Raw genomic sequence first — 22248 nt, forward strand, 5'->3', positions numbered from 1 at the left:
GATAATACTTCTTTGTTATATTCTGAAGTGTTTAAGTTTCTAACAAAATCACCTTTTCGATTTGCCTTAAACCTTTTATCTTTTAAGTAAGTTTCAATCAAGTCATACTTAAAGACCAACCAAGCATTCAGTTCGTTATCCCAAAAAAATCCCATCATGATGTAACATATCTTCATAAAAGCTGTACCTACATTCCGTAGTTTTTTTAATGGTACTAGAAATTGTTTTTTTCTGCGTTAAAAGTAAACTAGTTGACATACAAATTCTCCTTATATTAACATAATTTTAAGATGTATAACAATATACCATTAATTTACCTTTTTGTAAGCAAGAAGGTAAACGAACGGCAAAAATATGGATTTAATAAACTAATTATGTAATTATTCAAATAAAATTTTACATACTATTTTTTTCTTATAATACTGTTTGTAATATTTTAGATTTAATAATATTGTTAAATAGTAAACATTATCTTAAATTTGGAAGGAGTTAAATTTGCAATGAATTTTGTATTTGATTTAGATGGCACAATATGTTTTAAGGGAGTGCCTGTTACAAATAAAATACTAAATGCTTTAGAAAAAGTTCAGTTAAGAGGGCATAACGTGATATTCGCTTCGGCTAGACCTATCAGGGATATGCTACCCGTTTTAGACAAAAAATTTCATACATATACTATGATAGGCGGTAATGGTTCTCTAGTGTCAAGAAACGGTAATTTAATTCATACAAATTCTTTTACTGATGAGCAAGTTCAATTAATTAAATTAATTATTGATCAATTTAATGCTACATATTTAGTAGATGGCGAATGGGATTATTCATATACAGGGCCACAAGATCATCCTATATTAAAAAATCTTGATCCATCAAAATTGGCAACAAAGGTTGACTTTAATATTCACAAATCTATTATTAAAATCCTTATTTTAACTTCCGATAACATGGAAGGATTGACTGAAAAAGTAGCTGAACTTGATGTAGTAACAAACAAACATGGAAATGAAAATGTACTAGATATAAGCCCTCAAAATGTACACAAATGGAATGCTATAAGTAGATTAGGTATTAACAAAGGCGAGTATATAGCATTTGGAAATGATGCAAACGACATTACCATGTTTATGAATGCAAAACATTCTGTAATAATTGGTGAACATAAAGAACTGTCCAAACATGCCTCAGAGGCTATTCCTTTAGATGAGGATACAGAGGATCAAATCGTAGAAAAGTTAGAGCAATTTTTACAAGTATACGAATTTATAGAGAATCCTAATTAAGTAGTACCATGACACTTCTTGTATTAAAACAGCTATATTTAATAAATAGATTGAGATACAAGAATTTCAGTAATGCACCGCACATAGCAGAAAAAAGCCGCCCTAACGTTAAGGCGGTTTTATCACGTAGATATATATTTTATAATCAATCGAATAACCTGCATAGCGGTGTTATCATAATTAGTAGAAAGTGCATTAGGAAGCACGGAAGGTGGCTGTAGCCGTATTTTCGAAACCTTCCTAGTTATCCGCACTCTCGTCACTAACTGCCGAACTTGCCTATTCACCAGCAACAACCTGTATTATTACAAGAATACATGCCATGGTCGCCCAAAATTCAAGCATCATGTGCCAAGATCAAAGCAGTATAAAAGCCAGCTTCTGAAAAAATCGTCAGAAAGCTGGCTATTTGTCATGCGTGCCGTCAGGTACGCTTGTTTTTTTGAATTCGGGCTTACTACGAAAGAGCTTTATTGCTTCTTTCGTACAGTTTTTTTGTAATAAAATATTTAATTTTAGCATACTACTATTAAGGGCCTTTAGTTTTATATGAATTAATTGTTACTACTTTGTAAACGCAATGTAAATTTTTAAAGATAAGCACGAAAAGTGATTTACTTTCCCATGCTTTTTAGGAATAATGTAGTGTGAGAGTTATATGGAAAGGGTGTATATTTTGGAGCTGAATTGGCAAGAAATGATATTCCAATTTGTTGGAGGATTGGGTCTATTTCTATTTGCGATTAAGTATATGGGCGACGGTTTACAAAAAGCAGCAGGCGATCGCTTGCGTGATATTTTAGACCGCTTTACAACAAACCCAATAATGGGTGTGCTCGTAGGTATTTTTGTAACAGTATTAATTCAGTCGAGTTCTGGTACCACTGTTATTACAGTAGGGCTCGTTAGCGCTGGATTTATGACATTACGACAAGCAATCGGTGTAATTATGGGTGCTAATATTGGTACAACAGTAACCGCATTTATTATTGGTATCGATGTAGGCGAGTATGCTTATCCTATATTATTTGCCGGTGCCGTCATGTTATTTTTCTTTAAAAAGAATCGCATCCAAAATATTGGACAAATATTATTCGGTTTCGGTGGATTATTCATCGGTTTAGAAATGATGAGTTCAGGTATGAAGCCGCTTCGAGAGTTTCCAGCGTTTATTGATATGACATTAAGTATGAGTGACTCACCTGTACTCGGCGTACTTGTTGGTACGATATTCACTTTAATTGTACAATCTTCTTCAGCAACAGTAGGTATTTTACAAGGGTTATACGCTGAAGGTTTAATCGATTTAAAAGGTGCATTACCTGTGCTATTTGGTGATAATATTGGTACAACAATTACAGCAGTACTTGCAGCTTTAGGTGCTTCAGTAGCAGCGCGCCGTGCAGCAGCAACTCACGTATTATTTAACGTAGTTGGTACAATTGTCTTTATGCTAATTTTAGGGCTATTTACAAACTATGTTGTATGGCTTTCTGGCGTATTGGGTCTAGAGCCAAAAATGCAAATTGCTTTTGCACACGGGTCATTTAACATTGCAAATACATTAATTCAATTACCATTTATCGGTGCTTGGGCTTACTTAGTAACTAAGCTAATTCCAGGGGAAGATACGTTAATTGAATACAAACCAAAACATTTGGATGAAGCCTTAATTGCACAATCTCCTTCAATCGCTTTAGGTCAAGCGAAACAAGAAGTTGTGCGCATGGGTGAATTCAGCGTACAAGGCTTACAAGAAACGTTAAAATTCTTACAGACGGGTGATGAGAAGCATGCTAATCTTACTACTCAGCTTGAAGAAGCTATTAATGTTTTAGATGAAAAAACAACAGATTACTTAGTTGCATTATCTAAGCAGTCGTTATCAAATAACGATTCACAAGTGCACCATGCGTTATTAGACAGCATTCGAGATATCGAACGTATCGGTGACCATTTTGAAAACTTAGTAGAGCTAATTAATTTTAAAGGTAATAATCGTGTGCGTCTAAGTGAGGAAGCTATGGATGAATTAGTAGAAATGTTTGAGTTAACAGTGGATACAGTTAGCCTGTCAGTTAAAGCATTAGATCAACGTAGTGAAGAGTTTGCACATGAAGTAATTGAAAAAGAAGATAAAATCGATGAGATGGAACGCAAGCTTCGTAAGCGTCATATTCACCGTTTAAATCAAGGTGTATGTTCAGGTTCAGCAGGTATTGTGTTTGTCGATATTATTAGTAATTTAGAACGTATCGGTGATCACGCTGTAAACATTGCAGAAGCCATCCTAGATGATACGTATTAATAATAAGCACCGTCGCCTTTAGAGGTAGCGGTGTTTCTTATTGTGCTAAAATGACACTATAATCTTGAAGGGGAGTAAGTGCTATGGATAAAAGTATTTTTCACACGTATATTGAACAAGCAACATTAAAAGATTTATTACAGTTTGAAGCGTATCAAGATGAAGTTGTACGTGCACAACCTGAAAATAAACAGACAGCTCGTTTTGCCGAGTATAAGTTACCAGAGCCTATCGTTAACTATTTAGATTTTGACCATTCTTTATATGCAAGAGATAGCTCGATACAAGCTGCTGATACTGAGGAGCAAGCATTATATACAGCAGCTCGCAGCTGTTGGCATACAGAAAAAGAAAAAGTTAATGCAATGTTACAGCAACTAAAGTAAGAGCGGGCGAATTGCGTCGCGCTATGTACGTTAAACACCTAGTGGTTCCGATTGTGGAACATTAGGTGTTTTTTTGCAGGTCTTATTTACCGTGCATTTACGCAATCTTTACAAAATGGTAAGATTTAAAGGAAGGTATACATAATTTTAGGAGGAAATTCTTTGGTAAATGTTATAGGAGGCATAGGGCTGTTTCTGTTAGGAATGATGATGCTAACGAACGGTCTAAAGGAGCTAGCAGGCGACGCCTTAAAGAAGTGGTTAAATCGCTTTACAGGTGGAACACTTAGTTCGGTCATGTCAGGTACAGTGATGACAATTTTAATGCAATCATCCACGGCGACGACTTTATTGACTATTGGTTTTGTTAGCGCAGGTTTATTGACGTTTGCACAGTCTATTGGTGTAATTATTGGGGCAAACATTGGTAGTACGAGTACAGGTTGGATTATTTCGTTAATCGGTTTTAAAATTAGTTTGTCAGCGATGTCACTACCACTTATTGGAGTGGGGGTTTTTACGCAATTTATTGCACCCCGTGATTTTAAAACGTACGGTGGTATCGTTACAGGCTTTGGTTTATTATTTTTTGGAATCGATGTTTTACAAAAAGGTATGGAAACCGCACAAGATAGCATCTCGTTTGATTCTGTAACAGCTGCTACAATTGGCGGTAAAGTATTATTAATTATTATTGGTTTAATTATGACGGTTATCATGCAAGCATCGAGTGCCTCGATGGCAGCAACATTAACTGCACTTTTTGCAGGGGCGATTGACTTTGAACAAGCGGTATATTTAGTTATTGGACAAAATATTGGTACGACAGCGACAGCTTTAGTAGTAGCAATCGGAGCTTCAGTAGCAGCTAAGCGTACAGCGATGACACATGTATTGTTCAATGTGATTACTGCCATTATTGTTACAATTGCGGCACCGTTAATGATTAGCTTAACTAAAGTTATTACTACTGCAGTGAGCGGTAATTTTGACGAGACGATTGGTCTAGCGATTTTCCATACGTTATTTAGCGTAGTTGGTGCTATTTTATTTATTCCATTTGTTAAGCCATTTGCGCGCTTAGTGGAGCGTCTCGTACCAGAAAAAGAAAATGCATTAACACGTTATTTAAATCCTAATATTACGAGTGTCCCAGCTGTTGCTATAGATGTCACATTTAAAACATTGGTAGAAATCACCAAAGAATTAACAGATGCCTTATTACAAATGTTAGCGACAAAAAAGGTTACAGAGAAATATGAAAAACGTTTAGATGCGGTAGATGAAGCAATCGATAAGACACGTCAATTTTTAGACAGTGTACAATCACATGCGAGTAAAGACCGCCAAAAGCATATTGAGCTTTTGCATACGATTGATCATCTAAGTCGTTTAACGCGTGTATTACGCGAAAAAGATATGCTAGAATCCCCTTATGTACAGGAAAAATTAACGGCAAAGTGGATTGATGTCTTTGTAGATATGAAAGTGAAGTTACAGGATGAAGAGGAAATGAAAATTATTGAGTCAATTTTACAAGAGGCTTCAAGTGAAATGGCGGCGGAGCGTAAAAAGCGCCGTGAAGAATACTTCGAACGCACAGTGGCCAATGAGACAGAAATTGAAGTAGCTGTCTCGAAAGTAGAAGCCGTACTATGGATTGACCGTTTGATTTATCATTACTGGCGCGCTACAGCACGCATGAATAAATACACGCAACTAAACAAAGCGAAGCGCTAAAGGAATAGCTATCTTGCTAGTGGCAAGGTAGCTTTTTTTGTATAATAAAACGAGTTAGGGGGATTGTATGACAAATAAAAAATGGAAAATACTATGGCTAAGTGGCTTGTTAACGCTAGCATTAGGCGTTTATAATGCATTGTTTGGGAATCCCTTCTCAAAAGTACTGGCAACTACAACAGCTACACACTATTTAGAGGCTACTTACCCGACGATGCCTTTTACACTTGATGCTAGAGCCTACGATGTGAAAAAGGGCGGTTATGAATTTCTTGTAACAGTGGAAGGTGAACAATATCCCCTTATTATTAATGGGTTTTGGGGTAATAAAATTAAGCGCGATAGTATTTACGAAACAAGGCTTGATCAGCCGCTTATGAAACAATTAGGACAACAAGCTTCTGAACAGATTACAAGTTGGTTAGCCTACGATGCAAAAGTGGAAGTTTATATTGAAGTGACGAAAGGAGATTATGCTGAAGATGTTACGTGGTCACCAGCCTTTCAAGCTAACCATCCTTTAGTTGCTTTTATTACAGCGGAAACGCCAATGACAGCGCAACAGTTTGAAACAAAGGCTGAGCAAACAAAACAAATTTTAAACAGTAAACGCATAGTATATGAATACATTACGTTAACAGCAAAAGGAGAGAACGGCGATGTTATGTACACTACCGGCTTCTCTCCTAATGATCAGACGATTAAAGTAAAAACGTTCGAATCGTAGTTAATATCATAAACAATAAACTAAACCAAAACCAACTCAGTGCCTGGTAACCGATAAAGGTTAGCAGGCGCTTTCCTTTTGGTAGCGTTCTAACACCAATAAAATTAATAACGAGATGATAAAGGGATAAAAAGAAGCCTGTGCCAAAAATAAAAGTGAAATTTGACCATATACCCCAGTCCGAAAAACCGTAGCCAAGCACCATAGCAAATAGCCCGAGCCAAACCGAACTCGTCATAATATACAGGCCGATAAAGGCAAGATGTATATACCAAAAGCGTGATTGCACCGAAAAATAATGCTGTAGCAAGACAATCACTCCTCAAAAAAAATGAGACAGCCTTAGCTGCCTCATCCTAGTATATTACTTTGTATATGGGTTTGTTAAGTCCATGCCATCAAGCGTTAAGCCCATTGCTTTCGCAACACCTTCACCGTACGCTGGATCAGCTAAGTAGCAGTGTAAGATGTGACGACGTTTAATGAACTCCTCAACAGGGGCCATATCTGCCGCTGTGTTATCAAAGAGACGTTGTTGTTCTTCAGCATTCATTAAGCGGAATAATTTACCTGGTTGTTCGAAGTAGTTATTGTCGTCCTCACGGAAATCATGGATACCAGCGCCACCTTCAAGTGGTAATTCTGGCTCTTTATAATCTAAGTTATGTTCCCACTCGCTGTAGCTGTTAGGTTCATAGTTCAATGTGCTACCGAGGTTGCCATCAAAGCGCATTGCACCGTCGCGGTGGAATGTACGGAATGGACATTTTGGTGCGTTGACTGGTAATTGGTAGTGGTTAACGCCTAAGCGGTAACGTTGTGCATCAGCATAAGCAAAAATACGACCTTGTAACATTTTATCTGGTGAGAAGCTAATACCAGGTACGATGTTTGATGGTGCAAATGCAGCTTGCTCAACTTCAGCAAAGTAGTTGTCAGGGTTGCGGTTTAACTCAAACTCACCAACAGGGATTAGTGGGAAGTCACCTTTGTACCAAACTTTTGTTAAGTCGAATGGGTTGTAAGGAAGTTCACGCGCTTGTTGTTCAGTCATTACTTGAATGTACACTTTCCATTTAGGGAAGTCGCCGTTTTCGATTGCAGTATAAAGGTCGCGTTGAGAAGACTCACGGTCTTTACCTACAACAGCTTCAGCTTCAGCATTTGTTAAGTTTTTAATACCTTGCTCTGTACGGAAGTGGAATTTTACCCATACGCGTTCGTTTTGTGCATTAATCATTGAGTACGTATGAGAACCAAAACCGTGCATATTACGGAAGCCTGATGGAATACCGCGGTCAGACATTAAAATTGTTAATTGGTGCATAGCTTCAGGTAAAGAAGTCCAGAAATCCCAGTTTGAATTAGGGTTATGCATATTTGTACGTGGGTCACGTTTTACCACATGGTTTAAATCTGTAAAGTGTAATGGGTCACGGAAGAAGAATACAGGTGTGTTGTTACCAACTAAATCCCAGTTACCTTCTTCAGTATAAAATTTAAGTGCGAAGCCGCGAATATCACGTTCAGCATCAGCTGCACCGCGTTCACCAGCTACTGTTGAGAAACGAGCGAACATTGGTGTTTGTTTACCCACTTCAGAGAAAATTTTAGCTTTCGTGTATTGTGTAATATCATGTGTCACAGTAAATGTACCGTGCGCACCGCCACCTTTTGCGTGCATGCGTCGCTCAGGGATTACTTCACGGTTGAAGTTAGCTAATTTTTCGACTAACCATACGTCTTGTAATAATAATGGACCGCGTGGGCCTGCAGACATAGAGTCGTGGTTACTTACTACTGGTGCACCGCCTGCTGTGGTGAAGCGTCGGCTTTTATCTTGAGAGTTTGTCATAATTTAAGTTCCTCCTAGAAATGTATTTATAATAAAAATCAAATTAGAATTATTATTAATAAACAATATATATTATTTATTAATAAATGTCCAATAAAATACTTCTCAATTGTGAAAGATTATCACTTACGTTAAAGATAGCGAAAGTTTTAAACGTCACGTGTCTTTTTTTAAAAACTAGGTACAATGAAAGAAGTAATCTGTAACGAGAAAGGAGTTAAAATCTATGCAGTTAACGCTAACTTTTCTAATATTAGGCGTTACTATTTTATTATTTATGACCAATCGCGTCCGCCCAGATTTAGTAGCAGTAATGGCTTTGTTGGCATTTGTAGTCGTTGGCATACTAACACCGCAAGAAGCTTTGGCGGGCTTTTCAAATTCTGTAGTAATAATGATTGCCGGTTTATTTGTAGTAGGTGCTGGCATTTTACGCACAGGCTTAGCTGCTACTGCAGGGCAACTTTTAATGAAATGGTCGGGCGATAGTGAACGACGTTTATTTATTTTACTACTTGTAATTGTAGGGTGTGTAGGTGCTTTTATGAGCAATACGGGCACAGTTGCATTAATGATGCCCATTGTAGTAAGTATTGCCATTAGCATACAAGAGAGCCCTGCTAAATTTTTAATTCCTTTATCATTTGTTGCGAGTCTATCAGGTTTAATGACGTTAATTGCTTCGCCACCTAATTTAATTGTAAGCCAAGTACTCGTAGATAATGGCTTTGAAAAAATGAGCTTTTTTGAATTAACACCTATAGGTATTATCGGCATGATTGTGGGAATTATTTACCTCGTACTCGTGCGTAATCATCTTTTGCCAACGGAGCGTAAAAGAACAGAGACAAATGGCGGCTATATTTTATCGCCTAAAAAACTAGTTTCTGATTATCAGCTAGATCGACAGCTTTATACGTTAACAGTGCCGGCAAATTCCTCAATTATCGGGCAGCGGCTCGCAGATTTAAAATTACCTGCCACTTATTATGTGTGCTTAATGAAAATCCATCGTAAGTCAGCAGAAGGACTCAATTTATTACCGATGACGTATCAAGAGATGGCAGGACCTGAAAGCATTATTCAAGCGGACGATATTTTATATGTCCAAGGTGATGCGCAAAATATTACGCGTTTCGCTAAAGATTTTTCATTAACGCATGTTGCGTTTAGTGACAATGAAGTAAGTGAGCTTATTACGAAACAATTAGGCGTAGCAGAAGTGTTGCTAACCCCACATTCGCAGTTTATTAATCAAACGATTAGTAAAATTGGCTTTCGTGAAAAATATAACTTAAATATTATCGGTATTAATCGCCGCGGTGGCTATAAACTACAAAATATGGCCGAACACCGTTTACGTTTTGGTGATGCGATTTTAGTGCAAGGCGCTTGGGATGAAATTGAGTTACTAGCGCGCGAAACCCAACACGTCGTTGTTATTGGGCAACCTAAGGAACATGCTTCAGTAGCGGCCGCTACAGGAAAAGCACCGCTTGCCGGAGCTATTATGTTACTGATGGTATTACTCATGGTATTTGAAGTGTTTACACCTGTAATTTCGGTGTTAATTAGTGCTGTATTAATGTTAGTGACGGGATGTTTGCGCAATATGGATGATGCTTATGGCAATATGAACTTTGAAAGTATTGTACTTGTGGCAGCGATGTTACCGATGGCTACAGCTCTTGAAAAAACCGGAGGAATGGTCGTACTATCGGAAGGTATTATTCAAGTGTTAGGGAATTACGGTGCTTACGGTGTATTAATCGGTATTTATTTATTAACCGTAACATTCGGTCAATTTATTAGTAATACGGCAACGGCTGTATTATTTGCGCCTATCGCACTCAGTGCAGCATTAGCGATGCAAGTAAGCCCCACACCATTTATGGTAGCTGTGGCAATAGCGGCTAGCATGTCATTCGCCACACCGATAGCGTCTCCAACCAATGCATTAGTGATGACTGCAGGTGGCTATACATTTTTTGATTTTGTGAAGATTGGTATGCCTCTTCATATTATTATGTTTATCGTTATGATGATCGCGGTGCCAATTATTTTTCCATTTTGACTAAATTAAGTCATGTATATAATATGTATGTTTTGGCTAACAAAAAAAGTTGCCGCTCTTCGTTATTTTTCACTATGATAGAAGAGAAGGGAACGATCAACTATGAATTATGATGAGATACATTCATTTTTAACGATATATGAACAAGAAACAAAGCAATCTAAAGGTTATGCAGATGCACGGTTAGCGGAAATTAAAGCAAAAGGTGACTATTGGCAAACGACAGATGAACTTACACATGCGGCCCGTGTCGCTTGGCGCAATAGTAATAAATGCATCGGTCGATTGTTTTGGCAATCACTTCATGTCTTTGATGAACGTAAAACATTGACGCATGATACGATTTTTGAGCGTCTCGTTCACCATATTAATTTTGCGACCAATGGGGGGAAAATACGTCCCACGATTACGGTATTCCATCCTGAACGTGTACGCATTTGGAATGAGCAACTCGTACGTTATGCAGGTTATGACACAGCCGATGGTATTATCGGAGATCCGGCCTCTGTAGCATTTACTAAAACGTGTATTGATTTAGGTTGGCAACCAAAATATGGACGCTTCGATGTCTTGCCACTCGTTATACAAGTTAACGGTACATTGCCGCGCTTATATGATGTACCGCCCGCATGTGTGTTAGAAGTGCCGATGACTCATCCAACAAATGAACAGTTTGCTAATTTAGGTTTACGTTGGTATGCCGTACCGATGATTTCTAATATGAAGCTAGATGGTGCAGGGGTAGAATATCCTGCAGCTCCATTTAACGGCTGGTATATGGGTACTGAAATCGGTGCACGTAATTTTGCGGATGTGGACCGTTATAACCAACTACCGGCAGTAGCCAAACTTTTTGGACTAGACACTTCAACACAAACGACGTTATGGCAGGACCGCGCATTAGTTGAGTTAAACGTAGCTGTCTTGCATTCTTTTAAAACCCACGGTGTAAGTATTGTAGACCACCATAACGCAGCGCAACAATTTAAACTGTTTGAACAAGCGGAAGAAAAAGATGATAGAGCTGTCACGGGAAACTGGGCATGGCTCGTACCACCAATGGCTGGCGCTACGACACATATCTATCATAAACCTTATAAAAATCATTATTTTACACCTAACTACTTTTATCAAAAAAAGCCCTATTAATATGAAAAGAGATGATTTAGGAAGACAAAAACTTCCCAAATCATCTCTTTTTACTACGACAGAAAATTATCGTTATTAATGATGTTTTTTAATTTGTTCTAGGACTGCGTCACGTAGTGCAGGTTCCATTGTTTTATCAAGTTTTACTTGGTTAGTTAAGCGTTCTTTTAATTCTTTCTCCGTCATAATACCGCGCTCTTCTAAAATTTGGACAAGTAAATTTAAAATTAAAACATTTGTTGTATTCGTTGCATTTTGTTCCATTATAAAGCCCTCCTATGAAAGATTACTGTACTTATAGTATGCCCCTAACGACTAAATTTGAAACGGCGAATGCCATAAGTAAGCAGTAGATAATCATGAAATAGGAGATAGTTGGCATATTGTAGCATACAATTCCTATTGTTCTTCTATATATTTATTGCCAGCAGCGTACCAGCCGCTCACAAATAAAATAGCAACAACGATTAAAAAAACATAAATCGGTAATTGCCAGCTACCTGTATAATCGTAGAGCGCACCGAAAACGATAGGGCCACTTGCAGCGAGCAAATAACCAATAGACTGTGCAAACCCAGAAAGGTCAGCTGCAGCATAAGCCGTTTTAGTACGCAATGTAAAGAGCATCATCGCTAAACTAAAAGAGGAGCCACCGGCAGATCCTATACAAATCATCCATAGTACGGTGTATTCGGTTAAACCGAGTGCAATGCCAACAAAACCAACAGTATAAAGCAAAGTTAAAATTACGACGATAGGGCGTTGATTTTTTAGTTTATCAGCAAGCACCGGCATAATAAACGTGAGTGGTAGTTGTGCTAAAAGCATGATAGCCACCATCCAGCCAGCCTTATCTGCTGCCATACCTTGCGATACAAAGATGGCAGGTAGCCATGCGCCTGTTGTATAAAAAATAAAAGATTGTAAGCCCATTGCGAGCGTTACAGCCCATGCGAGTGGTGAGCGCCATAGCTTTAATTTAGGTGCAGTAGTAGCCGTAGCTTGCATGCGATCATTATTGCGCAGCTGTGGTGACCAAACTAAGCTAGCAATCAAAACAATTACAATAGGAAAGGCGAGTGCAAATTGCCAGTTAGTAGTGTTGGCGATAGGGTGACTAAGCCCTGCACCAAAGCCTCCTGATACATTCATCGCAACAGAGTAAATCCCCATCATTAAGCCAACGTGAAAGGGGAATTTTAATTTAAAAAAGCTAGGCAACAAAACATTACCAAAGGAAATCGCTACACCAATAATAATTGTACCTACTAGCAATAATGATGTGATGCCAGCAGAACGTAGTGCGATACCAGTAGCTAATAGAAGCATTGAAATAAATAAAGATAGTTCAATGCCAATTGTACGTGAAATACGTGGCACGAAGGGAGATACTAAGGCAAACGCAAGTAATGGGATTGTTGTTAAAAAGCCCGCCAGTACATTTGAAATACCAAGCCCTTCTCTAATAAATTCAATGATGGGGCCTACAACTGTTAAAGGTAAGCGCAGTGTCATGGCCATTAATATAATACCAATAATTAAAATAAGCGTTTTACCACGCCAATTTATTTTCCGGGAAATACTAAGCTGTTCATCCATTGCAGTCCCTCCGTAAATTTCGTATTATTACCACAGTTTAGCGTAAAACCTACATATAAAACAGAAAAATTAAAAAATACAGATAATTTGGTAGCGTTTGCATTGCATTTTTTCCTATGTTAAACTCGTTTACGTTATCAAAATTTCATATAATACCTCATAAATTATGAGGTAGAGGTCGCGGTATGCAAGAGTAAGCGTGTGGAGATGGCAAGCATCGATGAAACACGACGAAAGGGTACACTGCCGAAGCGTTAATTAGCTTGCCGTAATTAATGCTGGGGTTGTCATCGAAAGAGACAGAACTGTCACGCCACAAGCGTGTTGAGCTATCAGTTGAGGTTTTCAGGAAGCATCTTCACGATATGTGAGGATGCTCTTTTTATTTACAAGAGAGGAAGCAATAATGATGAGTAATGAAATAATTGAAATAGGTAAAAAACCTAAACTTCAAAAATCACTTAAAAGCCGGCATGTTACGATGATTTCGTTAGGCGGTACGATAGGGACAGGGTTATTTTTAGCGAGTGGCGGTGCAATTGCTCAAGCGGGTCCAGGTGGGGCTTTGTTAGCTTATGCATTAATAGGCACGATGGTATTTTTCTTGATGACAAGCTTAGGAGAAATGGCAGCCTATATGCCTTCCTCAGGCTCATTTAGTACGTATGCGACAAAGTTCGTAGATCCCGCACTAGGCTTTGCGCTAGGCTGGAATTACTGGTATAACTGGGCAATTACCATTGCTGCTGAGATTGCTGCAGTCACACTTATTATGAAGTATTGGTTCCCAGACAGTTCCTCAGCTATTTGGTCATTGCTGTTTATTTGTATCATTTTAGGATTTAATGTGTTATCTGTACGCAGCTATGGCGAGAGTGAGTATTGGTTCTCAATGATTAAAGTAGCTACAGTAATTATCTTTATTATTTTAAGTTTTGCTATGATTTTTGGTATTATCGGAGGCAATGCACCTGTTGGTTTTACTAACTTCTTTCATGGTGATGGTCCGTTCCATGGTAGCTTTTTAACGTTCTTTGGTATTTTCCTAGCGGCAGGCTTTTCATTCCAAGGTACAGAGCTTCTTGGAGTAACCGCTGGCGAAACTGAAGACCCAGGGAAAAATATACCGAAAGCCGTACGCTCTGTATTTTGGCGAATTGTACTGTTTTATATGCTTGCGATTTTAGCGATTGGCTTACTCATTCCGTATGACGACCCACGCTTATTATCAGAGGATGTAACAGTATCACCATTTACTTTAGTGTTTGAACGCATGGGCATTGCGTTTGCGGCTTCTGTCATGAATGCGATTATTTTAACCGCATTATTATCAGCAGGTAACTCAGGGTTATATGCATCGTCTCGCATGTTGTGGCAATTAGCTGTGGATGGTAAAGCGCCTAAGTTCTTTATGAAACTAACACGTCGAGGTATCCCGATTTATTCGTTACTTGCAACGTTGGCTGTTGGTTCACTAGCATTTTTAGCGTCGATATTCGGTGATGGAGTTATTTATATTTGGTTGCTTAATGCCTCGGGCTTATCAGGCTTTATTGCATGGCTCGGTATTGCGATTAGTCATTATCGTTTCCGTAAAGCGTATATTAGGCAAGGTAATAATATTAATGACCTACCATATGTGGCACCACTTTATCCCTTTGGTCCACTGTTTGCATTCTTCCTATGTTCAGTAGTAATTATCGGTCAAAACTATCAAGCCTTTGTGGGCGGTCAAATTGATTGGTCAGGTTTATTAATTACGTATATCGGTATTCCATTATTTTTAGCTTTTTATATTGGTTATAAAGTAAAACATAAAACGAAACTTGTGCCGTTAGAACATTGTGATTTAACGGTAGAAAAATAAAATGGGTGCGTGCTATATTTTTTAGCATGCATCTTTTTTAGGTTTTAGGGCGTTCTTATAAAGGTAAAGTATCTACTAAAAGGGGAGATTAACATGAAAAAAACAGCGTTAGCCGCAGCACTCGGCTTAAGTGCGATGTTAGTATATGGTTGCTCAAATGACAGTGAGGTAGCAACTACAACAGATGATCAACCTGTGGCTACTCAAAAAGATATTCTTTCAATTGATGATATTAAAGCAAAAGCTTTAAATGAAATTGAAGGTGGCGAAGTAACAAGTGTTGAACAAGATGATAAAAAAGGTATTCGTGTTTATGAAGTTGAAGTAACGACAGCTGAAGTAAAATACGAATTAACATACGATGCAACGACAGGCGATTTATTAAAAAAAGAGGAGGAACGCCGGGACCAAACAAATAATGGTGATGTTGCAACGGGCGATGCTACCAAAGAGTTTAAAGTAACAGAAGAACAAGCGAAAGATATCGCTATGAAAAAAGTTGGTGAAGGCGAGATTTCGAAATTTGAATTAGACCGCAGTGATGAAAAATACGAAATTGAAATTAAAACGGCTACAATGGAATATGATGTGGATATTGATGCTAATACAGGCGATATTGTAAAATATAAAGAGGATACACGTGACTAACGAAGTTGTTTTTGTTATAGTGGAAAAACCGAACGTTAAAAAGGATTTTATTTGAAATTCAACTAATTTCCGAATGTTTAAAATCATTACACTATTTTAATACGTCTTGCAAACGATAAACGACATGCTTATAATAGTTCTATTCAAAAATACTCATATAATCGCGAGAATATGGCTCGCAAGTTTCTACCGGCTCACCTTAAATGAGCTGACTATGGGTTGTTTCGTTTAGGCATTATACATGTCGTTTTTTTATTTTTCGGCAGTTGTATAACTCGTTAAACGTTGCTCCCACAGTAGTGAGCGATGTTTAACGAGTTTTTTCGTATACAAATAAAGAAGGGAAGTCATACTATGCAATTATTAAAAGATAAAATTATTAAAGAAGGTCAGGCGTTATCGTCTACAGTTTTAAAAGTAGATACATTTTTAAATCACCAAATCGATCCATTATTAATGAAGGAAATTGGACACGAATTTGCCACACGCTTTTCGGATGAAGTCATCACAAAAGTGTTAACAATTGAGTCTTCAGGTATCGCACCATCAACAATGCTTGGCTTAGAAATCGGCGCACCTGTTGTCTTTGCACGTAAACGTAAATCGTTAACTTTATCAGATAATTTATATACATCACAAGTCCATTCGTTTACAAAAAATGTAACTAGTGATATTGCAGTGTCACGTGACTTCTTAAACGCAGATGACAATATTATTATTATTGATGACTTTTTAGCTAACGGTGAAGCTGTCAAAGGTTTACTTGATATTGCAGCTCAAGCTGGCGCACATGTAGTAGGTGTCGGCATCGTTATTGAAAAAGGCTTCCAAGACGGGGGCAAAAAGTTACGCGAGCAAGGTGTACGTATTGAATCATTAGCTATCGTTGAGTCATTAGAAGAAGGCAAAGTAACATTTGTCGAGGAGGAAACGAAGTAATGAACAAAGCGAAGGCGACAGCTCTTGGTATACAGCATTTACTTGCGATGTATGCCGGTGCTATCCTAGTGCCACTTATTATAGGTAATGCGATCGGTTTTAACTCTAAACAACTAACGTATTTAGTAGCTATCGATATTTTAATGTGTGGGGTAGCTACCTTACTACAAGTATTTTCTGGTCGCTATATTGGGATTGGGCTTCCTGTCGTGTTAGGTTGTACATTTACAGCCGTAACGCCAATTATTTCAATTGCCAATAACCCCGAACAAGGCATTACAGCTGTCTATGGTGCCATCATCGCGTCAGGTGCGATTATTATAGTGATTGCTGGATTCTTTAGCCGTCTTGTTAAGTTTTTCCCACCTGTCGTAACAGGTTCAGTCGTTACAATTATTGGTGTCTCTTTACTACCTGTTTCTATGAATAACATGGCAGGCGGATTAGGAGCGGATGATTTTGCTTCTACGCAAAACTTAACACTTGCCTTCGCAACATTAGTTATTATTTTACTCGTTTATCGTTTCTCTACGGGTTTTTTACGAGCAATTGCTATTTTAATTGGGATGGTTGCAGGCACATTGTTAGCTATTATGATGAATGCAGTTGACTTTACACCAGTTACAGAAGCAGACGTTGTACATATCGTGCAACCGTTTTACTTTGGTATACCAACATTTGATGCTGCTGCTATTTTAACAATGACCTTAGTAGCAATGGTGTCATTAGTAGAGTCAACAGGTGTTTACTTTGCATTAGGTAGTATTTGTGATAAAAACTTATCACAAAAAGAATTAGCTCGTGGCTATCGTTCAGAGGGCTTAGCATCGATTATCGGTGGTCTATTTAATGCTTTTCCTTATACAACGTTTTCACAAAATGTCGGTTTAACTAAAATGTCAGGTGTTAAAGATCGTAAAGTTATCGTTATTACAGGTGTTTTACTCATATTGCTAGGCTTTTCACCTAAATTAGCCGCGATTACTACAATTATTCCTACAGCAGTATTAGGAGCTGCGATGCTTGCGATGTTCGGTATGGTTATTACGCAAGGCATTACAATGCTTGCGCCTTCGATTGAAAAATCAGCAGAGAATGCAATGATTGCAGCCATTGCAATTGGTATGGGTGTTGGTGTGTCAGTTGTGCCAGAGTTATTTGCTAACTTACCTGCAGGAATATCGATTTTAGTGTCGAATGGTATTGTTGCGGGGTCTGTAACAGCGATTGTCCTAAATATTTTATTTAATATGGTTGGGCCAAAGCCAAAGGATGACCCAATGCACTCATAAAAGAAAGCTACTAGAAAATTTTCTAGTAGCTTTTTGTTATTTCCTACTTGATTTGTTGGTTTTGAAGCGTTACAATGCTAATACATAACCAAGCAACTAGGGAGGAATTGAAAGTGATTATTCAAGTAGTCGCCAATATTGCTGTTTTACTTGTATTTGTTGGCGTTTTATATTTTTTAAAGCAGAAACATATTAAATTTTCGAATCGTGTATTTATTGCGTTAGGTTTAGGTATCGCGCTAGGGTTAGTGTTGCATTTAATTTATGGTACAGAAAGTGAAGTGCTAAATCAAACGATGCCTTGGTACAACATTTTAGGTACAGGCTATGTAAAGCTACTTCAAATGATTGCAATGCCACTCGTATTTATTTCGATTTTAATCGCTTTTACTAAATTAACGATTGGTAAGAACTTAGGTAAGATGGCGGCAATTATTTTAGCTGTACTGATTGGTACAACAGCGTTAGCTGCTGCAGTTGGTATTGGTTCAGCCGTAGTGTTTGACTTAGATGCATCACAAATTTTACAAGGTGAGGCAGAGGTTGCGCGTGGCGAAGCAATTACAGCACGTTCTGAAGAAATGGCAGGTAAGACGTTGCCGGATCAAATCCTAGATTTATTTCCTGCTAATCCATTTTTTGATTTAACGGGCGCACGTTCGACATCAACGATTGCAGTCGTTATTTTTGCCGCATTTTTAGGCTTTGCGTATTTAAAAATAAATCGCAAACAGCCAGAGGTTGCAGCTACTGTTAAAAAAGGCGTGGACGCCATTTATGCGTTAATTATGGAAGTTGTAAAAATCGTACTACGTTTAACGCCGTATGGTATTTTAGCATTAATGGCTCGCACAGTGGCAATGTCCGATTTTGGTGCGATTTATAACTTAGGTAAGTTTGTTATCGCGTCTTATGTGGCACTAGGTATTATGTTCATTGTGCATTTAATTATTATTGCGTTAACAGGGTTAAGCCCATTAACATACTTGAAAAAAGCTTCTGAAGTTTTATTGTTTGCCTTTACTTCTCGTTCAAGTGCAGGCGCATTGCCTTTAAACATTCAAACTCAAACACAAAAAATGGGTGTGTCAGATGGTGTAGCTAACTTTGCGGCGTCATTTGGTTTATCTATCGGCCAAAATGGCTGTGCAGGTGTTTATCCTGCCATGCTTGCCATTATGATTGCGCCAACAGTCGGTATTAATCCATTAGATCCAACATTTATTGCTACAGTAATCGTTGTAGTAGCGATTAGCTCATTTGGTGTGGCGGGTGTAGGTGGCGGTGCAACTTTCGCGGCAATTATTGTACTGTCAGCGTTAGATTTACCGGTAGCACTTGCGGGTGTATTAATTTCAGTAGAGCCTTTAATTGATATGGGACGTACAGCACTTAATGTTAATGGTTCGATGACTGCAGGTGTTACAGCAGCTCGTGCCTTAGGTGAGTTAGATACTGAAGTTTTCAATGATACACATCAACAGTTAGAAGAAGTTACACATTAATAAAAATAAAAGGTGAAGCATTTTTTAAACGCTTCACCTTTTTGTTGTTGCAAAGTTTAATTTATAACTTTCACATAAAAATCTTGTCCATTAATTAAATCGTGTAATGCAGTATCATATTGCTGTTTGATGTAACAGTAAATAGCGCGAGCAAAGCCGTCATAGCCATTGAGCAGTGTACCTGCTGTAATAGAGCGCTCTACGTTGTGAAAGCTGAAATAGACGCGTGTGTCTTCGTCCATGCTTTCAAGGATAGCGTGCATATCTTGCTCGCTTAATTCGATGCGTCGCATATAGCGACATTCTCGTTTATATGTGTCATGTGTAATAAATACAGGCTGCGTTTCTGTGATGAGGCTTGGCTTTGTCATGAGTATCACCCTTTGCAGTTAGTTACTTTGATTATACTAATAATCTTGCCATTTTTCTTCTTGAATTTGTTCAGCAATAAGTTGTAAATCGTAGGCGTTAATCTCATAGAAGGCATAGTTGGTTGTTTCGGCATGCGCTTTGATCAGGCGCTTTAAAAATTTAGGTGAGGCTTCTTGTTCTTCATCATAAACGAGAAGGGCGCCGCTCGTATTGCGGATTAAAAATTTATCTTTCTCAATAAATTGCCAAGGTGCTTCGTAGGGCTTTTTGGTCGCGCTATCCACAAAATCTGCCTGCATAATCATCATGTCGTATTTTTCTTTTTTTGCATCGTTCCAACGTTCTTGTTGATTGAGGAAGGGCGTAATGATAGCGAGCTTGATGTCATACTCTTGCTGTAGTTCAAAAACGACATCTGCTCCCCATGTTTCGACACCTTGTTGTCCGCTAATCACTACCCATTCTAGCCCGCCTTCAATTAAGCGAATAAGCTGCTCGCGTATTGCTCTTTTAATAATAGCCACACCAGTGTGACTATCGTTAAAAATACCTAATTCATGTGGCCGATAGCCACTTAAAATAATACTTTTCGGCATTATATAATTCCTTTCTTAAAAGGTTATAATTTTCTGGAAACTTTGTTATATAACAATATACTTTGTTTTAATCTACATATATCTCGCCATCTTGTTAATGTTATAATATATCAGAAAAATAGTAAAAAACTTTGTTGTATAACAGGTATCATTTTGTTAAGGTTTTACTATGAAATAATTATATTTTTATAATAATTGTAAGCGCATGCATAGCGCAAATTGAGGAGTGGAAGTATGTTAGCATGGAAGCGGTTGTGGGCTATGAACGACGATATTAAAGGCGTGTTTCGTTTGTTTACAGCACCGCATGAGGCCGATACAGTAAAAGGTGGCGGCGCAGGGCATCCAGTTGGAGTGAATAACGAAGGCGGCGGTAAGGATTCGAAAAGCTATTCTATTACGCAACTAATCGGTTTAATATTGGGACCAGCTTTATTCTTTCTTATTTATTTTTTCTTTAAGCCAGAAGGTTTATCAGCAGAGGGTATTGCGATTTTAGCGAGCACCGTGTGGATTGCGACGTGGTGGATTACAGAGGCATTACCGATTCCTGTAACGTCTTTAATGCCGCTCGTATTATTCCCGATGACAATGGGGTTAGACATAAAGGAAACTGCATCGGCATATGGGGATGAAAATATCTTCTTATTTATGGGTGGTTTCATTATCGCACTTGCGATGGAAAAATGGAATTTACACCGCCGTATTGCATTAGGTATTATCTCAGTTATTGGCGTAACAATGGACCGTATCGTTTTAGGTTTCATGGTTGCGACAGGCTTCTTATCTATGTGGATCTCGAATACAGCCACAGCTATGATGATGGTGCCGATTGGTCTTGCGATTATTGCGCAAATCTCTGAGGCAGTAAAAGATGATCCAACGATTGATACGTCAAAAGAAAACTTTAAATTTGGTAAGGCACTTATGCTAGGTATTGCGTACTCAGCTTCTGTTGGTGGTATCGCAACATTAATCGGTACACCGCCAAACACGCTACTTGCGGGTGCAATCTCTAAAATTTATGGTGTTGAAATTACGTTTGCGGGTTGGATGATGTTTGGTGTACCATTTGCTTGGACATTTATCTTTGTCATTTGGATATACTTAACGAAGTTTGCCTTAAAATCAGAAATTAAAACATTGCCAGGTGGTAAGGCAGTCATTCATGCAGAGCAGAAAAAGCTTGGTAAAGCATCTTATGAAGAGATTATGGTGTTTATCGTCTTTATTACAGCAGCGTTTGCTTGGATTACACGCTCATTTTTACTACAAGGTTTCTTCCCAGGTTTATCAGACGGTGTTATTGCGATGATTTTTGCGATTGTATTGTTTGCGATTCCTTCGGTCAATAAAAAGGGCGACCATTTAATGGACTGGAATACAGCTGTTCAATTGCCTTGGGGCGTACTACTATTATTCGGTGGTGGCCTTGCGATTGCCGCAGGCTTTAAATCTTCAGGTTTATCAGAGTGGATTGGTTCACAATTAGGCGGCTTAGCAGGTGTGCATTTATTTGTACTTATTTTAGCAGTAGCCACATTAATTATTTTCCTAACCGAGATTACGTCCAATACAGCAACAGCTTCGATGATGTTCCCGATTATGGCTTCATTATCATTAGCGCTTAACGTCCACCCATACAGTTTAATGATGGCAGCAGCAGTTGCGGCATCATGTGCGTTTATGCTACCAGTAGCAACGCCACCAAATGCTGTTGTGTTTGGCTCAGGTTACTTAAAGATTCCTGATATGGCGAAAGCGGGCTTTGCACTTAATTTATTCGGTATTATTTTAGTTACAGTATGTATTTACTTCCTAGTGCCAGCGCTATGGGGTATTGACTTAAATGTTTTCCCAGATGCATTTAAATAATAATAAAAGCCTTTCGGAATTTTTTCCGAAAGGCTT

General features: G+C 38.3%; 19 protein-coding genes and 2 riboswitches. Of the genes, 13 read left to right on the forward strand and 6 right to left on the reverse strand.

The genetic code is table 11. The annotated features are described in order from the left end of the window. Positions 1-500: 500 nt before the first annotated feature. The 5 genes from DDE80_RS09210 to DDE80_RS09230 all read left to right on the forward strand — a co-directional run bounded on the left by DDE80_RS09210 (position 501) and on the right by DDE80_RS09230 (position 6441). The gene (locus DDE80_RS09210; RefSeq protein ID WP_108307370.1) at positions 501-1280 is read left to right on the forward strand and encodes an HAD-IIB family hydrolase; all 780 of its coding nucleotides are present in this window, start codon (positions 501-503) and stop codon (positions 1278-1280) included. A gap of 697 nt (positions 1281-1977) precedes the next feature. After that, positions 1978-3588, forward strand: a complete 1611-nt coding sequence (locus DDE80_RS09215) for a Na/Pi cotransporter family protein (RefSeq protein ID WP_201261519.1) — start codon at positions 1978-1980, stop codon at positions 3586-3588. Positions 3589-3671: 83 nt separating this feature from the next. Continuing rightward, the gene (locus tag DDE80_RS09220; RefSeq protein WP_108307372.1) at positions 3672-3974 is read left to right on the forward strand and encodes a hypothetical protein; all 303 of its coding nucleotides are present in this window, start codon (positions 3672-3674) and stop codon (positions 3972-3974) included. Between the two features lie 162 nt (positions 3975-4136). Continuing rightward, complete coding sequence (locus DDE80_RS09225; RefSeq protein ID WP_108307373.1) at positions 4137-5714, forward strand: Na/Pi cotransporter family protein; 1578 nt, start codon at positions 4137-4139, stop codon at positions 5712-5714. A 67-nt stretch (positions 5715-5781) separates the two neighbouring features. Then, a complete protein-coding gene (locus DDE80_RS09230; protein ID WP_108307374.1) occupies positions 5782-6441 on the forward strand; it encodes a YfjL-like protein in 660 nt (219 codons plus the stop codon). Here the strand turns inward: DDE80_RS09230 and DDE80_RS09235 are convergent. Together DDE80_RS09235 and DDE80_RS09240 are read right to left on the reverse strand one after the other, a co-directional pair. Beyond that, positions 6416-6751 (reverse strand): hypothetical protein, encoded by a 336-nt coding sequence (locus tag DDE80_RS09235; protein ID WP_108307375.1) that lies wholly within the window; start codon positions 6749-6751, stop codon positions 6416-6418. The genes DDE80_RS09230 and DDE80_RS09235 overlap by 26 nt on opposite strands. Positions 6752-6805: 54 nt before the next feature. Next, a complete protein-coding gene (locus DDE80_RS09240; RefSeq protein ID WP_108307376.1) occupies positions 6806-8296 on the reverse strand; it encodes a catalase in 1491 nt (496 codons plus the stop codon). A 226-nt stretch (positions 8297-8522) separates the two neighbouring features. Here DDE80_RS09240 and DDE80_RS09245 point away from each other — a divergent pair, with 226 nt between their 5' ends. Continuing rightward, positions 8523-10370, forward strand: a complete 1848-nt coding sequence (locus DDE80_RS09245) for an SLC13 family permease (RefSeq protein ID WP_108307377.1) — start codon at positions 8523-8525, stop codon at positions 10368-10370. Between the two features lie 102 nt (positions 10371-10472). Continuing rightward, positions 10473-11519, forward strand: coding sequence for a nitric oxide synthase oxygenase (locus DDE80_RS09250; RefSeq protein WP_108307378.1), 1047 nt, complete (start codon positions 10473-10475; stop codon positions 11517-11519). Positions 11520-11594: 75 nt separating this feature from the next. Here the strand turns inward: DDE80_RS09250 and DDE80_RS09255 are convergent, their stop codons facing one another. Both DDE80_RS09255 and DDE80_RS09260 read right to left on the reverse strand, forming a co-directional pair. Next, the gene (locus DDE80_RS09255) at positions 11595-11783 is read right to left on the reverse strand and encodes a hypothetical protein (RefSeq protein ID WP_108307379.1); all 189 of its coding nucleotides are present in this window, start codon (positions 11781-11783) and stop codon (positions 11595-11597) included. A 135-nt stretch (positions 11784-11918) separates the two neighbouring features. Next, positions 11919-13118, reverse strand: a complete 1200-nt coding sequence (locus DDE80_RS09260) for a CynX/NimT family MFS transporter (RefSeq protein ID WP_108307380.1) — start codon at positions 13116-13118, stop codon at positions 11919-11921. A gap of 164 nt (positions 13119-13282) precedes the next feature. Further along, a riboswitch (Lysine riboswitch) is annotated at positions 13283-13458 on the forward strand. A gap of 66 nt (positions 13459-13524) precedes the next feature. Here DDE80_RS09260 and DDE80_RS09265 point away from each other — a divergent pair. From DDE80_RS09265 to DDE80_RS09285, 5 genes are all read left to right on the forward strand, one after another. Next, positions 13525-14985 (forward strand): amino acid permease, encoded by a 1461-nt coding sequence (locus DDE80_RS09265; protein WP_108307381.1) that lies wholly within the window; start codon positions 13525-13527, stop codon positions 14983-14985. A 93-nt stretch (positions 14986-15078) separates the two neighbouring features. Further along, positions 15079-15633 carry a PepSY domain-containing protein gene (locus DDE80_RS09270; RefSeq protein WP_108307382.1) on the forward strand — a complete coding sequence of 185 codons (555 nt, stop codon included), beginning with the start codon at positions 15079-15081 and terminating at the stop codon, positions 15631-15633. A 133-nt stretch (positions 15634-15766) separates the two neighbouring features. Then, a riboswitch (purine riboswitch) is annotated at positions 15767-15868 on the forward strand. Between the two features lie 119 nt (positions 15869-15987). After that, positions 15988-16572, forward strand: a complete 585-nt coding sequence (locus tag DDE80_RS09275) for a xanthine phosphoribosyltransferase (protein ID WP_108307383.1) — start codon at positions 15988-15990, stop codon at positions 16570-16572. Then, complete coding sequence (locus DDE80_RS09280; protein WP_108307384.1) at positions 16572-17864, forward strand: nucleobase:cation symporter-2 family protein; 1293 nt, start codon at positions 16572-16574, stop codon at positions 17862-17864. Before DDE80_RS09275 ends, DDE80_RS09280 begins: the two co-directional genes overlap by 1 nt. Before the next feature lie 113 nt (positions 17865-17977). Next, entirely contained in the window at positions 17978-19369 is a 1392-nt protein-coding gene (locus DDE80_RS09285; protein ID WP_108307385.1) for an L-cystine transporter, read from the forward strand. 56 nt (positions 19370-19425) lie between these two features. On the opposite strand, the gene DDE80_RS09290 is transcribed toward DDE80_RS09285, so the two are convergent. Further along, positions 19426-19740 carry a hypothetical protein gene (locus DDE80_RS09290; RefSeq protein ID WP_108307386.1) on the reverse strand — a complete coding sequence of 105 codons (315 nt, stop codon included), beginning with the start codon at positions 19738-19740 and terminating at the stop codon, positions 19426-19428. 36 nt (positions 19741-19776) lie between these two features. Then, on the reverse strand, positions 19777-20337 hold the full coding sequence (locus tag DDE80_RS09295) for an SLOG family protein (protein ID WP_108307387.1): 561 nt from the start codon (positions 20335-20337) through the stop codon (positions 19777-19779). A gap of 234 nt (positions 20338-20571) precedes the next feature. Between DDE80_RS09295 and DDE80_RS09300 the strand changes: the two genes are divergently transcribed. Then, positions 20572-22212, forward strand: coding sequence for an SLC13 family permease (locus DDE80_RS09300; protein ID WP_108307388.1), 1641 nt, complete (start codon positions 20572-20574; stop codon positions 22210-22212). Positions 22213-22248 lie beyond the last annotated feature (36 nt).

Source organism: Metalysinibacillus jejuensis, from assembly GCF_003057615.1.
GTDB lineage: Bacteria > Bacillota > Bacilli > Bacillales_A > Planococcaceae > Metalysinibacillus > Metalysinibacillus jejuensis.